The following is a 15,674-nucleotide window of genomic DNA, read 5'->3' as shown; positions in this document are numbered from 1 at the left end:
ACGCAACTGGCCCGCATGGGTTCTATTTTTTTTGGGATTGCGCTCAGCTTACAGGCTCTAACAGGGTACCCCATGCAAACGATTATGCTGATCGTTGGCTCCTGTATCATTATCTATACTGTGCTGGGTGGTATGGAGGCTGTTATCTGGACGGAAGTTGTGCAGGGGGTAATCAAAACGGCGGGTGCCCTGCTCACCCTGTGGCTGGTGGTACGCGGTATGGCGGGCGGCATCGATCAGATTGTCGCTATCGGGCAAGCCGACAATAAGTTTAGCCTGGGCAGCTTTAGCCCCGATTTTACCCAATCGACGTTTTGGGTCGTGTTGCTTTATGGATTCTTTATGAACCTGAATAATTTCGGGATGGACCAGAATTACGTTCAGCGTTACCATACCACGACGTCGACCCGGGAAGCCAGCCGTTCTATCTGGCTGTGTGTTTACTTATACGTACCCGCTTCGCTTCTGTTCTTCATTATTGGCTCCAGCCTGTACGCGTATTACCAGACCAATCCGGAGCTGCTGAACGCCGTGCGTATGCAGGTGGCCGCCGAACGATTACCGGGCGGTAGTCAGGGCGCGATTAGTCAACTGGCCGCTACGTTAGGACCTGCCGATATTGGCGATAAGGTGATGCCGCATTTTATGGTCAACAAAGTACCCGCCGGCTTAGTCGGGCTTATTGTAGCCGCCATTCTATCGGCAGCCATGAGCACCATCAGTTCGGGCATGAATGCGTCGGCCACCGTTTTCTCGGTCGATATCTACCAGCGATACATCAAATCGACCCTATCGGATAAGGAAGCTATGCGAATCTTATACGTCGCCACCACGGTTTTCGGCCTGTTGGGAATGGGTACGGGTATTGCCATGATTGGCATCAAAAGCGTCCTGGATGTCTGGTGGCTATTATCGGGGATTTTCGCGGGCGGTATGCTAGGCTTGTTTTTACTGGGGATGATTTCGAAATCGACACGTAACGCCGAAGCCCTGACGGCTACACTGGTAGGGATTCTGGTCATTATCTGGATGACCTTTTCGGCCCAGCTTCCCGACACCTATGCAGCACTACGTAGTCCGTTTCATCCCAGCATGATTATCGTGATCGGTACGTTAACCATTTTCCTGGTTGGCCTGCTCCTGACGCGCGCCCGTCGGCAACAGCCCGAACCGGCTGATGTTGAAATCCAGACGAAGTAAACCAAAATGATTTGAGCGGAATCAGCACGTATGTCGCCTGAGCGTTACGTCTGCGCCCTATCTTTATGCGCGAAATGGGCTCATTCCATTACCAGAAATACGCTATTTTCGATGAACAATACACAATCTTCGTTGCCGCACGGATTTATTCCCGTCATGCTCACACCTTTTCTCGATTCGGGAGAAATTGATTATCCCGGACTCGCCCAACTGACGGAATTTTACCTGGAATCGGGCTCGGCTGGCCTGTTTGCCAACTGTCTGTCGAGTGAGATGTATGAACTTACTGAAGCTGAACGCCTGAACGTAACAAAGCAGGTCGTCGATCAAGTGGCAGGCCGGGTCCCGGTTGTGGCTACCGGTACGTTTGGGGGACTTATGCTTCAGCAGGCCGACTTTATCAAACGTATTTACGATACGGGGGTTCAGGCTGTTATTGCGACAACCTGTCAAATCGCTTACCCCGAAGATTCCGACGCTGTTTTCCTTGATCACCTCCATCAATTGATGAACCTGACGGATAATATTCCGCTTGGTTTATATGAATGTCCCGTTCCCTACAAGCGACTTATCACCAGCCAGCTTTTAGCGAATATTCTGCCCACAGGACGTATCATCTATCATAAGGATACAAGCCTGGATGCGGAAGAAGTAGCCAAACGATTAGCCGTTGCCGAAGGGTACCAGTTTGGTCTGTACGACGCTTACATGGTGAACGCTGTATCGTCGCTAAAGGCGGGTGCGGCCGGGCTGTCCTGCATTCAAGGCAATTACGTTCCTGAACTGATTGTCTGGCTCTGCGAAAATTTTGACAAGGCCGATCGACAGGCGGACGTTAATCGGGTGCAGCAGTGGCTGGTCGATTCAATGGACCTGTTGCATACAGCTTATCCAACGGCAGCCAAATACGCTCTCCAGAAGCGCGGTTTGCCTATTACGCTCTATACGCGCCGGGCAATCGACCCGCTGACGCCCGCCGTTCAGCAACAATTGGATGCGCTACTCGAAACGGCTGATCAGTTGCAGGACGAAATTGGTATTGAACGGGTGTCGTAGATTTCATTCCGGAAAACCGGCCTGGCCGGCTCATCGGTGCTACGGTTCAGAACCGTAGCACTTTTTTTGTAGACTATCGAGTTTTCACTACGTCTTAGCAACTGTATTCAGCTTCAATGGGATGCATATTCTACTGAATGATTCCGGATTGAATATCCGCCCTCAGTTAACACAACAAAAACGTACTGATTTAGAAATAGAACATTGGTCAATCAAACAAAACACCGCCGGTCAGTAGTTACCTGTTTAAACCAACCATTTTACCCGGATGATTATTGAGCTGTATGAGGCTCCAGTCTCTGATCTGACAGAGACGATTGAGTCGCCCATTTCCAATACGTCAGGTGAGCTACCCGATCAGGAACCCAAACTCGACCTGGGCGATATGCTCGGCAGTTTCGATTCGCAGGAAGAAGCCATTGCTTTTCTTGAAGAACAGGCAAGCCGTCAGAACCAGCAGATTACCGACAGCCAGGTTGTTGCTTTCAATGCGTATACGCACGTAGCAGGTCTCACGGTTACGTTTCAAAACCAGGATCAGTCTACGCAGCAAAAGAACTACTACCTGGTCACTGACGAGGGCTATTAACGATCATTTTCTGGCTACCTGAGCCCGTATTCGGCTCAGAGAAGGGCCTTTAATACCGAGGTAAGATGAAATATGACCAAGGGATACCCGATTGAGAATGTCTGGCTGTTTGGTAACCAAATCAACGTAGCGCTCTTCGGCGGTCTGGGTCAGTAAACTTTCCGAGCGACTTTGATTGAACATAAAATACTGCTCGGCCAGAATTCGCCCGAAGCGTTCCCAACCGTGTGATTGTGCGTAAAGTTGCTGCAGACGATCGTAATCGATAACCAGCAGTTCAGCATCTTCCAGCGCTTCAATCAGATAAGGACAGGTCGTTCTGGTTAACAGACTTTTCAGGGAGGTCAGAAATGCGTGTTCGGTAATGAAATACAGATTGTACTCCTGGTCAGTTTTCGGATCAACGTAGTAAACCCGAAAAAGTCCTTTCAGGATAAACCCGACCTGTCGGCAGACCGAATTCTGGAAATTAAAGAACTCATGTTTTCCGATGGTTCGCAAATACCAGGAATCCCCGGCCAGTTGACAATCGTCTTCAGAAAGTTGAGCAAATTGCTGCAAATGATACTGTAATGTAGGCTGAGCAGACGAAATCATTTTACTACGTATCTAAATTTTTATCCCGTACTCTCGCTTTTTAACATAGGTGAAAAATCGGAGGTACAGGTCTTTTTACCTTTGATCTGTCAAAAACAAATCGCAAACAAAACTAAATTCGTACACTCATGAAAATTTCACGTAATGCATCGGCGCATTGGGCCGGAACGGGCAAAGATGGTAAAGGCACGTTAACAACCGCCAGTACGGTCCTTAACGAGACTCAGTACTCATTTAATACCCGCTTTGCTGATGGCGTAGGCACAAATCCAGAAGAACTGGTAGCAGCTGCTCACGCAGGCTGTTTTGCCATGCAGCTGGCTTTCAATATTCAGCAAGCCGGTTTTGCTGCCGATTCGCTGGACGTAAAATGTACCATTACCCTGGAAGATAGCGGTATCACCAGTTCCAAACTGACCCTTAACGCCAGCGTACCGGGTCTCGACAAAGCGAAGTTCGATGAACTGGTTGATCATGCCGAGCACAACTGCCCTATCTCGAAGCTGTTCAACACCACCATCAGTGTCGACGCTACGTTAGCTTAACAAGCACGTTACTTTTCTGAAAACAGCGGATGAATCCTATTTTTCATCCGCTGTTTTTTTATGCATAAAATCATGCCCTCGGCCAAGCTAAATGCGCTTGGTTATCAGTAGCTTACGACACGATACTGCTTTTAACCGTAAGCCAATACAGCCCATTAATCAAACACTCCCATGACGGCCTCACTACGTATCCTGAATGTATTAGACTGGACCGTATCCACGGTTCGGTTTTTCAAAAGTCATTTACCAGTAATCTTAGGACTAGGACTCGTTGCAGCGTTCGGGCGGGCTGTTCAACTTAACGCATTAGGCCCGATAAGCCCCATTTCGCACACGTTGCTGGAAATCGTAATCGAGGGCGCCCGAATTTTCTTGTTTTTTTATACGCTGGGGCTCACCAAAGCCAAAAACGGTGTAATCAGACTAAGCCGGTTGGTTGTCAGCAAAGAGGGGCGGATGCAAAACTGGCGCGTTGCCATCAGAAAGCTTCGGGACAGATGGCCTGCCCTGCTCGCCAACATGGTGGCGTTTCTGATTATTGCGTTGCTGATCAACCTGTTCATCAATCATATAGCCTACGAAACCTGCCTGCTCATTGCGTTGAAAGCGCGCCAGATTATATCAGCACAGTCATCGGAGTGGGTACTGATTTTGTTTTTCAAAAACCTTTCCGTCATACCGTTTACCCTCATTTTCAACGCACTGTTTTTGCTGTGGCTTGTCAACCGGCTCCCCAGGTCCGTAGCGTTTCATTGATTGGACTATGCTGATAAACCTACTCTGGACAGGCCGGGAATATTATTCGCTGGAACATTGTCAGCTAGCGTCCACAGGCACCGGTTCGCGTATTACGTCCGTTATTATCGGTACGTATGCGCAGCGAATTTATCGGGTTGAGTACGTTATAGAAACCAATCCAGACTGGGTTACGCTACGTTGTGACATAACGGCTCAGCTTGATCACTCACGAAAAGTACTACGTTTCCGAAGCGACGGGCATGGAAATTGGTGGCTCAACGATAAACCTGCCGAACAGTTTCGGGGATGTACGGACGTCGATATACCACTGACGCCGTTTACCAACACCCTCCCCATAAACCGACTTAAGTTGGCCGAACAGGAAAGCCAGCAGATCCAGGTTTTGTACGTCGATCTGTTGGCAGATGATATAAAGTCGGTTCGGCAGAATTACACCCGGCTTTCCAACACCGGGTACAAATACGAAAACGTGCCGAATGATTTTGAGGCAGTCATTACCGTTGATCCGCTTGGGCTTGTCGTCGATTATCCGGAATTATTCTTCCGAACAGCCTCCCAGAATAACAGTGATTACTAAAAGTCTCAGCGTGTAGGCAGCTTAAATTAAACCGGCTCCGCTCAGGATGGCAGCCGCGTCAATTAGGGCGTTTACTTTGTCGGCAATGTCTTTGATAGTTGTGGCAATTTTGGCCAGGTTTTCCGACGTCTGGTTGATTTTATCCGAAAGCTCCTGAAGCTGACCTGCCTGCTGTCGAAGATTGTCGGACTGATTTTGAAGATCCTGCAGAAACAGATCAGCAGCCAGGTTATCCAGCAAGCGAACCCCCTTTCGGATCTGACTCAACTCCTTCGACGAATGCGGTTTCCCGAGCTCATCGGCCAATTCGCGCTTGGCGTCGTTCACTTTCTGAAGCGTAGCTAAAATGGTTGATTCCATCATGGGTGATACGAGCGGTTAGTTGCGAATTTGTTGATACGTACTTTGCAGATCATTGACAGCCTGATAAAGACCAAATAATTCTTTTCCGGCCTGAATCAATTTTTGTTTCTGCTGTAATTGCCTAGCCAGCTCGTTGTGCGCTGACCGTAGTTTCTGCAACGCCAGAATCGACTGACGATTCAGCTTTTTCAGCTGATCGATCTGCTCAACCATCGCCAAAGTTTCAGAACCAAACTGATACCGCTCATAATGTGCCGTGTCGCTCAGTTGCCGGAGCAGATGATTATTGAAGGTCCGCATATCTTTTTCCAGTTCCTGAATATACGTAGTGGTATGCGTACTCATCGTTTCCTCCAGGCTCTGCGTCAGTCTGTTGATCAGCGTATCGCCGGTTTGAACATACTGTTTGAGGGCTGCCGTTTGTTTATAGCCAACGTAGCGTCCTCCCACTTCTTTCACGGCCAGCCCAACCAGCGAGCCGATAAACGGCAAACTTACACTTGGCTTGACGACTGAATTGTAGCGGCTGGTTAATGAGTCGAGCGATGTGCCCAGCGTCAGCGCATTAGCGCCCGCGTTTTTGGCAAAATCCGGCGAGGAGAGTTTTTTCAGCGCCGAGGCATAATCGGTAATGGCCCGGATGCCAATATCGAATCCCTCAATAGCTTCGCTTTCGCGCTTTTTCTGCTGGTACAGGCGATTGATATCCTCAACCGTTAACGGATTTTCCTTGTCTGACGTCTGACTGGCAATCAGCAACCGATCTTTATAGCGCAATCCCATAAAATCAGACAAAACCTTACCCGGGTAATGCGTGTAACTGGTTGTTACGTCGGCATACTGATTAATTGCTTCCACCTGACTTCGTGTCAACGTAGCACAGCCCGATAAGCCAGCCAGGAGAAGAAAAGATATACTTGCCAGATAGCGATTACTCATTGGGCAGTCAGGATCAGTTTGGTCGATAGAAAGGGAAACCGGATAAATCTAGTGCATTCGAACGCTTATAAATACCTCATTTTAGTAAGCGGCTGTCTTGTCTCGTTTGCGGCTGAAGTCTTCTCGATTCCGGACTGAACATACAAAAACTGGCTTATTGGAATCGTTACCAGGACGCTTCTTATAGTACAATTTCAGGGGATGACAATATCCTATAAATTACCGAGAAAATGATATAGACATTGCCCTAATTTTTAGCCTTATTTTGAGCTTGCTATACAATCTGATCATTGGAAGTCATTCGTATTCATTGATTCTGTCTGCAATGAATGATTACGACAATAACAACCAATAACAAAACCTACTTACCCGAACGTTTGACAATGAAAAAACTGGTTCTTCCAATCGCCCTATTAGCTACAATGCTTTTTGCACAGCAAGTTACGTTTGCCCAGTACCCGACCATACCGGCGGACGTGCAGAAAGAAAGCGATGATTTGCTGAAAGAGGCCCGACGTCAGTCGGATATTGCCTGGGAAAAGGCGAAGCCGATTATTGCCAAAGAAGCGAAGGAAGGGAAACCGTATATTCCCTGGGCGGCCCGTCCGGTCGATTTACCCCAGGCCAGCATTCCTGCCTTTCCGGGTGCTGAAGGTGGTGGCGCCTACACATTCGGCGGACGGGGTGGTAAAGTGATGGTCGTGACCAGCCTGGCCGACAGTGGCCCCGGTACGTTGCGGGAAGCTTGCGAACAGGGTGGGGCCCGTACGATTGTTTTCAACGTAGCGGGTATTATTAAATTAAAAACGCCACTGATTATCAGAGCGCCTTATGTTACCATTGCGGGTCAGACAGCACCCGGTGATGGCGTTTGCGTGGCGGGCGAATCAGTCTGGATCAACACCCACGACGTACTGATTCGGTTTATGCGCTTTCGTCGGGGCGAAACCAACGTTGGCCGTCGCGACGATTCCATTGGCGGCAACCCGATCGGCAACATCATGATCGATCACGTATCGGCAAGCTGGGGGCTGGATGAGAATATGTCGATGTACCGACACATGTATAACGACAGCACCGGCAAGACTATTGAGGAAAAGCTTCCGACGGTTAATATTACGATTCAGAATTCGATTTTCTCGGAAGCACTCGATACCTGGAACCATGCTTTTGGCAGTACATTGGGTGGTGAAAATTGTACGTTCATGCGCAACCTCTGGGCTGACAATGCCGGTCGGAATCCGTCGATCGGCTGGAATGGTATTTTCAATTTCGTCAATAACGTCATCTTCAACTGGGTACATCGCTCAGTGGATGGGGGCGACTATACGGCTATGTACAATATTATCAACAACTACTACAAGCCCGGCCCCGAAACCCCGAAGAATTCATCCATCGCTTACCGCCTTTTAAAACCGGAATCGGGACGTAGCAAGTTACCTTACCGGGTCTACGGACGGGCCTATGTCAATGGTAATATTGTGGATGGCAACGAGAAAGTAACGAAAGATAACTGGGATGGTGGCGTACAGGTCGAAGAAATGGCCAATGCGGGTCAATACATGGCAAACATCAAGTGGAATGAGCCGCTGCCGATGCCTAAACTGACCATCGTCCCCACAAAACAGGCATATGAGTATGTACTGGCAAACGCGGGCGCTACGTTGCCCAAACGTGACCCGGTCGATACGCGCGTTGTTGAGCAGGTACGTACCGGAAAAATTGCGTACAAGGAAGGCGTAAAACTGCCCGAAACGCAGTTCAAGCACCGCCGTTTACCCATTGATTCGTACAAAAATGGGATCATCACCGACCCGATTCAAGTGGGTGGTTATCCTGAGTATAAAGGTGCCCCGTACGTTGATTCGGACAAAGACGGCATGCCCGACAGTTGGGAAGCGAAAAATGGCCTGAATCCGAAAGACGCATCGGATGCCAGCCAGGACAAAAACAAGGATGGTTATACGAACATTGAGGATTACCTGAACAGCGTTGTGTCTGTTGCTCAGGTACGTCCCAGAACGTAATCATTTGAAGGTGACCGTGAGTGTCGTGGTGTCGGATTCTCAAACCCGACACATACTATAGTTTGAAATATGTCGGGTTTGAGAACCCGACACCACAGACGTATCTATTTTCCAAACCTGTGCGTAAACCTACTCTTTTTGTTGCACTGCTTTCGTTGCTGTTCACTCTTGATCGAACAGAGTACGCGTATGCACAGAAGAATAAACCGGCTCCACCAAAACCGGTAGCACTGACTTCGGATGGTCATTTAACGTACACGCCTGATGCATTGGGGAACCGTATTCCCGACTTTTCGTATTGCGGCTACAAAGCAGGCGAACAGGCTATTCCGGACGTAGCGATCAAGGTTACTGTACCCATTCGGAAAGGGGATGCCACCCGCCGGATACAGGCCGCTATCGACTACGTAGCGTCATTGCCGCTCGATAAAGATGGATTTCGCGGAGCGGTTTTGCTCGAAAAAGGTACATACGAAGTAGCGGGCAGTTTACGCATCACGGCATCAGGCGTAGTGCTTCGCGGCAGTGGCGCAAACGCGGGCGGTACAACGATTCTGGGAACGGGTTTCAGTCGCGACAACCTGATTACAATTGCCGGTAAAAACGATCGGCAGCTAACCACAACCGTATCGATCTCGGATGGTTACGTACCGGTCAATGCGCAACAAATTCACGTAGCCAAATCGACAGATTTCAAAGTCGGCGACTACGTTCAGATTCGGCGGCCTTCAACAAAAGAATGGATTCAAAAACTAGGGACCGATACGTTTGGTGGCGGACTTTCAGCGCTGGGCTGGAAACCCGGCCAGCGCGACCTTCTCTGGGATCGGCAAGTTAAGGCCGTCAACGGTTCCGAGCTTACGCTTGACGCCCCGCTGACAACCGCCCTGGATTCAACTTACGGTGGCGGTACCGTTACACGTTACGTCTGGTCAGGACGAATCAGCCAGTCAGGTGTAGAAAATCTTCAATTAACATCAACTTACGACAAAACCAACCCGAAGGACGAGGACCATCGCTGGATGGCCATCGTGCTCGAAAACGTACAGGATGCCTGGGTACGACAAGTGGGTTTCCGTCATTTTGCTGGCTCAGCGGTGAACGTTCAGGAAACGGCTAAACGCATAACGATCGAAGATTGCCAGTCATTAATACCCGTTTCCGAAATTGGTGGCGAACGACGTAACACGTTTTTCGTTCGTGGACAACAGGTTCTTTGCCAACGACTCTACGCTGAATCAGGCTATCACGATTTTGCGGTGGGCTTCTGCAGCGCCGGTCCAAACGCGTTTGTGCAATGTGAATCGCACTTGCCGTTCAGTTTCAGCGGCAGTATCGATAGCTGGGCATCAGGGGTGCTTTTCGACGTAGTGAATGTTGACGGCAATGCGCTACGTTTTGCGAACCGCACACAGGATGAACAGGGCGCGGGCTGGAATGCAGCAAATAGTGTATTCTGGCAATGCACTGCTTCTCGCGTCGATTGTTACCAGCCTCCTACGGCACAAAACTGGGCGTTCGGTACATGGGCGCAGTTTTCGGGTGATGGCAATTGGGACATGTCGAACGAGCACATCCGCCCGCGGAGTCTGTACTATGCTCAATTAAAAGACCGTTTGGGCGATAACGTAGCGAGCCGAACAATTCTCTTACCCGTCGATTCGGAAGCGTCGAGCAGCCCGAAAGTAGACGTAGCCGCAGCGCTAACGAAGCAGGCAATCAATCCAGCACCAACGCTGTACAATTTTATCACGACAGCCTCAACCCGTCAGCCTATTCCCACGTCATCAACGGCCAAATCAATTGATGCGATTGGTTTGCCCAAAGAAACCACCTTTTCGAAAGCTGCTCCCATGCAGGTTCTGCACGGAAAACTGGTTCGCGGCAGTACGCTGGTGGTGGGGAGTCGGCAGGAAGTGCCCTGGTGGAATGGCAGCGCCCGGCCCTATGGATTAGCCAATGCCAAACCGCACATTACCCGTTACGTTCCTGGCATGATCGGACGCGGGCTGACGGACAATCTGGACGCGCTGACCGATTCGATGAAGGCCGATAACATCGTGGCTATTGATCACAACTACGGTCTCTGGTACGAACGGCGTCGGGATGATCACGAACGGATTCGACGGATGGATGGCGACGTGTGGGCACCTTTTTACGAACTACCTTTTGCCCGTAGCGGAAAGGAAACGGCCTGGGACGGACTTAGCAAATACGACTTAACGAAGTACAATCACTGGTACTGGAATCGACTGAAACAATACGCTGACCTGGCCGATCAGAAAGGACTAACACTTATTCACGAGAATTACTTCCAGCACAACATCATTGAAGCCGGTGCTCACTACGCCGATTTTCCCTGGCGTCCCGCCAACAACATTAACAACACGGGATTTCCGGAACCTGTACCATACGCAGGTGACAAGCGAATTTTCATGTCCGAGCAGTTTTACGACGTATCGCACCCGGTTCGTCGGGCGCTGCACCGGGCTTATATCCGTCAATGCCTGAATAATTTCGTCGGAAACTCGGGCGTGATTCAGCTTATTAGCGCGGAGTATACCGGTCCGCTCCATTTTGTACAATTCTGGATCGACACAATCAGCGAGTGGGAAAAGGAAACGGGCAAAAACGCAATCGTTGGTCTAAGCACGACAAAAGACGTGCAGGACGCGATTCTGGCCGATACCAAACGGGCGGCTGCTGTTGACCTGATTGACATTCGGTACTGGCATTATCAGGCTAACGGTACAGCCTACGCACCCGCTGGCGGTCAAAATCTGGCTCCTCGCCAGCACGCTCGGCTGGTTGCGCCGAAGAAAACCTCGTTCGAGCAGGTATACCGGGCGGTGCAGGAATACCGACAGAAATTCCCCGAAAAGGCCGTTACGTATGCCGCCGACAATACTAATTCCATGGGCTGGGCAGTGCTGATGGCAGGAGGCTCAATGCCAAACGTATCGCCTGTTACTGACCCGCAGTTTCTGGCTGACGCTACGTTGATGCATCCCCTGGAGCTGACCCAAAAACCAGCCAATCAATGGGCATTGGGTGACGAAAAAACAGGGTATATTCTCTACAACGAATCAACCAATGCAGTCGAACTTGATCTCACTAAATCAGTCGGTTCTTTTTCGATCTATTACGTAAACCCGAAAACGGGCCAGATTACTAAGTCGATGGACGTAGTAAAAGGGGGCGGCATGGTTAGTCTAAAAAAACAGACAGAGGGCCTGGAGGTCATCTGGATTAAAAAAAGTAAAGGATTATGAAAGGGATTGATTTTACCCTCAACCGACCCGTCGGACCGCCCCTGAAAGGAGCTTTGAGTGCGAGAATTTTAGCCCCCTTCAGGGGGTTGGGGGTAATTCTGCTCTGTCTTACCCAAACCTACGCGCAGGACACGATTCGCTACGTCGGTACTACGTTGTCAAACGTCGACTATCACCATGGGCAGTTGAGTCCGGCAGTGGGCGTGCATAACATCCAGGTGTTTCGGGCGAATCGGGAACATGCTGACCTGGCGGGGGGTATGAACTGGACGTACAACCACGCGCCCATGCTGGCCTACTGGAACAATACGTACTATCTGCAATTCCTCAGCAATCCGGTTGGCGAACACGTACCACCGGGTCAAACGCTATTACTGACCTCAAAAGACGGATACAACTGGACAAAGCCGGCCATTATTTTCCCACCCTACAAAATACCCGATGGCTGGAGAAAGGAAGGTCGGCCCGAGGTGGCGAAAGATTTGTATGCCGTAATGCACCAGCGCATGGGCTTCTACGTAGCGAAAAATGGCCGATTGCTAACGCTGGGTTTCTATGGTATTGTGATGGGGCCGAAAGACGATCCGAACGATGGAAACGGGATCGGCCGCGTGGTCCGCGAAATTTACCCGGATGGCAAGTACGGACCGATTTATTTTATCCGGAACAATGCATCCTGGGATAAGAGTAAGTCAGCTTATCCATTTTATACCAGTTCAAAAGACAAGGGGTTTGTGGAAGCCTGTAACGAATTGCTGGGTAATACGCTGATGATGCAGCAATGGATTGAAGAAGCCGACCGCAATGACCCGCTGATTTCGCTCAAAAAGGACGTAAAAGCGTTTAGTTATTATCATCTGCCCGACAATCGCGTTGTGGGTTTGTGGAAACATGCACTCACAACCATTAGCAAAGACGGTGGTAAAACGTGGCTGTACGACCCGCTTCGGGCACCGGGCTTTGTGAACAGCAACGCCAAAATCTGGGGACAAAAAACGTCAGACGGACAGTACGTTACGGTATATAATCCATCTGAGTTTCGCTGGCCGCTGGCGCTATCAACCAGCAAAGACGGGCTGAATTATACGAATCTGCTTCTGGTCAATGGAGAAATCACGTCGTTGCGTTACGGTGGGGCTTATAAATCATACGGACCGCAGTACGTGCGTGGCATTGAAGAAGGAAACGGCACACCGCCCGACGGCAACTTGTGGGTCACCTACAGCGTAAACAAGGAAGATATCTGGGTATCGAAAATTCCCGTGCCCATCACCGACCAGGTGGCGGCTCATCCGAACGAGACATTTGCTACGTTGCCCGTGGGCGAGGAGCTGAAACTCTGGAACATTTACAGCCCCGTTTATGCATCCGCCAAAATCGAATCCATCGACGGTGGCAAAGCGTTGGTGTTGCGGGATAAAGACCCCTTCGATTACGCCAAAGCCGAGCGTGTTATTCCCGAATCAAAGAAACTTACCGTCGAATTTTCAGTAGTTCCGCAACAGACAAATAAAGGCACATTACAGATTGAATTTCAGGACGATAAAGGTAATGCAGCGGTTCGATTGATGTTCGATGCCGACAGCCTGTTCAAAGCTAAAGTTGGCTACCGCGATTCAAATATTCAGAAATACGAAGCGGGAAAATCGTACGACATACGTGTCGAGCTGGACCGCGACAAACGGATGTTCACTACGTTCGTCAATGGTCAGTCGAAAGGCAACCGTATTTTTTTCGCTCCTGTGGCTTCGTTCCGCCGGGTCGTTTTCCGAACGGGCGCAGTACGTCGATTTCCGGATGCCGATACGCCCACCGACCAGAACTATGATTTACCCAAAGGTGGCGAGCTGGAATCAGGTGAAGCGGCTTATGTGATCAAGTCCTTTAAAACGAGTGGTTTGCATAACAGAGCGGAGTAAAAAAAACCTAAATCCCCTGAAGGGGACTTGGCTCATACTCAGACAAAGTCCCCTTTAGGGGATTTAGGGGCAAAGGCGAATAAAAACGAGAAAAATTTTATAATGCGTACACATTACCTGTTTCTGACCATCTTCCTTCTCCTTTCAGCCCAACTGAAAGCGGAGATTGTTTTGCCTCGGATTCTGGGGCATAACATGGTGCTGCAACAGGGCAAACCACTAAACATTTGGGGTAAGGCGTCGGCTGGAGAGCTTGTGACGGTTCAATTTTCCGGACAGAATCTGACGACTTCCGCCGACGCGTCGGGTCGTTGGAACGTTACGTTGAAACCGCTGAAGGCATCGGCTACGCCTTCCGAATTAGTCATTTCGGGAACGAACACGATCCGGCTGCAAAATATTCTGGTGGGCGAAGTCTGGCTCTGTTCAGGTCAATCCAACATGGAGTATACGATGCGAAAAAACAGCAAAGTAAACCCCTCACTGGCAACGCCTTCCGTGGATGGCCACAACCCGGTTGATGAACTAACCTACGCGAATAATCCACAGATTCGCATTTTTCTGGTCAACCGGAAAGAGTTAAGTAAACCGGACTCACTGCATCGCGGGTGGAGCACGGCTCAGGATTCGGCGCTACGTTCGTTTTCGGCCCCCGCTTATTTCTTTGCGACAGAACTTCACAAAAACCTGAACGTACCGATTGGCGTCATCTCGTCAGCCATTCCCGGTAGCCGGATTGAACCCTGGATTTCAGATGCCGCCTTTCAGGAGGATACGTACTATAACAACCAGAAGATAGACGGTGAACCCGGCAAATTTTACGAGCCGATGATTCGGCCGCTGGTGCCCTTTACCTTAACTGGTTTTCTGTGGTATCAGGGCGAGTCCAACTGTTTCCTGAAAGAAACTACTACGTATTCGCATAAGCTTAAAACGCTCATTACCAGCTGGCGAAACGCCTGGGGCGATTCGAGTCTACCGTTTTACTACGTATCGCTGGCGCCATTCAAGTATTCCGAATCAAAAGGAAAACTGGTGCTGACGAAGGAAACATTGCCCGAGTTCCGGGAAGCGCAGGAGCTGGTTCTGAGTCTACCGAACACGGGGATGATCGGAACAACCGACCTGGTCAGCGACCTGTCAGACATTCATCCACCTTTCAAATGGGAAATTGGTCGGCGGCTGGCGCTACTGGCCCTGTCCAATACGTATGACAGAAAGAAGGTCGTTGCGGAAGGGCCCGTCTTTGAGAAAATGCGCTTGAGAGGTAAAACTATTGAACTCTCCTTCGCGCATACGGGAAGTGGCTTGATCAGCAAAGATGGCCAGCCACTTACAGGATTTACGATTGCTGGCGTCGATGGTGTTTTCGCACCGGCTGAGGCACGGATTGATCGGAAGCACGTATTGGTTTCGGCAGCCAGCGTACCGAATCCGGTGGCGGTTCGCTTTGCCTGGGACGAAGCCGCCCAACCAAACCTATTCAACAAGGAAGGATTACCCGCCCGCCCGTTCCGAACTGATAATCCATTGAAAAGTCAACTCGCTGACTTTACGACGAACGCTCAGCGGCCAGAATCAATGCATACCGGATCGCAGACGCAATTACGGGCGCAGAAATCTTCGAAAAGCTCAACTCTCAACCAACGATAACGATGAAAAAGATTTTTTCTCAATACTGGTTCATTGTCGCAATCGGCCTGACCGCTCCCGCATTTAGTCAGACACAATCGACTCAGGTTGCTACGTCTGCCGACGCGAAGGTTAAAGCCGACGCCGAACAGGAAAAGAAAGCCGCCGAATGGATTGCCTCGCTGAATCTGAACGACGC

Annotated in this window: 13 protein-coding genes; 10 read left to right on the top strand and 3 right to left on the bottom strand. The window is 50.0% G+C overall.

The features are described from left to right. The 3 genes from ACOJS8_RS10205 to ACOJS8_RS10195 form a co-directional block, all read left to right on the top strand. The coding region (locus ACOJS8_RS10205; protein WP_420148439.1) for a sodium:solute symporter family transporter at positions 1 to 1,200 on the top strand (1,200 nt) is incomplete at its 5' end. Positions 1,201 to 1,311: 111 nt separating this feature from the next. Further along, complete coding sequence (locus ACOJS8_RS10200) at positions 1,312 to 2,256, top strand: dihydrodipicolinate synthase family protein (RefSeq protein ID WP_420148438.1); 945 nt, start codon at positions 1,312 to 1,314, stop codon at positions 2,254 to 2,256. Between the two features lie 268 nt (positions 2,257 to 2,524). Beyond that, positions 2,525 to 2,845: a hypothetical protein gene (locus tag ACOJS8_RS10195; RefSeq protein ID WP_420148437.1), complete on the top strand. Its 321-nt coding sequence runs from the start codon at positions 2,525 to 2,527 to the stop codon at positions 2,843 to 2,845. A 3-nt stretch (positions 2,846 to 2,848) separates the two neighbouring features. Here ACOJS8_RS10195 and ACOJS8_RS10190 read toward each other — a convergent pair whose 3' ends face one another. Then, entirely contained in the window at positions 2,849 to 3,442 is a 594-nt protein-coding gene (locus ACOJS8_RS10190) for a Crp/Fnr family transcriptional regulator (RefSeq protein WP_420148436.1), read from the bottom strand. Positions 3,443 to 3,570: 128 nt separating this feature from the next. Between ACOJS8_RS10190 and ACOJS8_RS10185 the strand changes: the two genes are divergently transcribed. The 3 genes from ACOJS8_RS10185 (at position 3,571) to ACOJS8_RS10175 (ending at position 5,323) form a co-directional block, all read left to right on the top strand. Beyond that, positions 3,571 to 3,987: an OsmC family protein gene (locus tag ACOJS8_RS10185; protein WP_420148435.1), complete on the top strand. Its 417-nt coding sequence runs from the start codon at positions 3,571 to 3,573 to the stop codon at positions 3,985 to 3,987. A gap of 171 nt (positions 3,988 to 4,158) precedes the next feature. Beyond that, positions 4,159 to 4,743, top strand: coding sequence for a hypothetical protein (locus tag ACOJS8_RS10180; protein WP_420148434.1), 585 nt, complete (start codon positions 4,159 to 4,161; stop codon positions 4,741 to 4,743). 7 nt (positions 4,744 to 4,750) lie between these two features. After that, on the top strand, positions 4,751 to 5,323 hold the full coding sequence (locus tag ACOJS8_RS10175) for a putative glycolipid-binding domain-containing protein (RefSeq protein ID WP_420148433.1): 573 nt from the start codon (positions 4,751 to 4,753) through the stop codon (positions 5,321 to 5,323). Between the two features lie 21 nt (positions 5,324 to 5,344). On the opposite strand, the gene ACOJS8_RS10170 is transcribed toward ACOJS8_RS10175, so the two are convergent. After that, positions 5,345 to 5,686: a hypothetical protein gene (locus ACOJS8_RS10170; protein ID WP_420148432.1), complete on the bottom strand. Its 342-nt coding sequence runs from the start codon at positions 5,684 to 5,686 to the stop codon at positions 5,345 to 5,347. 15 nt (positions 5,687 to 5,701) lie between these two features. Beyond that, positions 5,702 to 6,625, bottom strand: a complete 924-nt coding sequence (locus tag ACOJS8_RS10165) for a hypothetical protein (protein WP_420148431.1) — start codon at positions 6,623 to 6,625, stop codon at positions 5,702 to 5,704. 383 nt (positions 6,626 to 7,008) lie between these two features. On the opposite strand from ACOJS8_RS10165, the gene ACOJS8_RS10160 reads away from it, so the two are divergent. From ACOJS8_RS10160 to ACOJS8_RS10145, 4 genes are all read left to right on the top strand, one after another. Further along, complete coding sequence (locus ACOJS8_RS10160; RefSeq protein WP_420148430.1) at positions 7,009 to 8,652, top strand: pectate lyase family protein; 1,644 nt, start codon at positions 7,009 to 7,011, stop codon at positions 8,650 to 8,652. A 119-nt stretch (positions 8,653 to 8,771) separates the two neighbouring features. Beyond that, the gene (locus ACOJS8_RS10155) at positions 8,772 to 11,924 is read left to right on the top strand and encodes a DUF6298 domain-containing protein (protein ID WP_420148429.1); all 3,153 of its coding nucleotides are present in this window, start codon (positions 8,772 to 8,774) and stop codon (positions 11,922 to 11,924) included. After that, complete coding sequence (locus ACOJS8_RS10150; RefSeq protein WP_420148428.1) at positions 11,921 to 13,843, top strand: six-hairpin glycosidase; 1,923 nt, start codon at positions 11,921 to 11,923, stop codon at positions 13,841 to 13,843. Before ACOJS8_RS10155 ends, ACOJS8_RS10150 begins: the two co-directional genes overlap by 4 nt. Before the next feature lie 102 nt (positions 13,844 to 13,945). Beyond that, on the top strand, positions 13,946 to 15,496 hold the full coding sequence (locus ACOJS8_RS10145; RefSeq protein ID WP_420148427.1) for a sialate O-acetylesterase: 1,551 nt from the start codon (positions 13,946 to 13,948) through the stop codon (positions 15,494 to 15,496). Positions 15,497 to 15,674 lie beyond the last annotated feature (178 nt).

Source organism: Spirosoma sp., from assembly GCF_048594605.1.
Taxonomy (GTDB): domain Bacteria; phylum Bacteroidota; class Bacteroidia; order Cytophagales; family Spirosomataceae; genus Spirosoma.
Note: the sequence above shows the minus strand (reverse complement) of the source record. Positions and strands in the feature narration are given on the sequence as shown.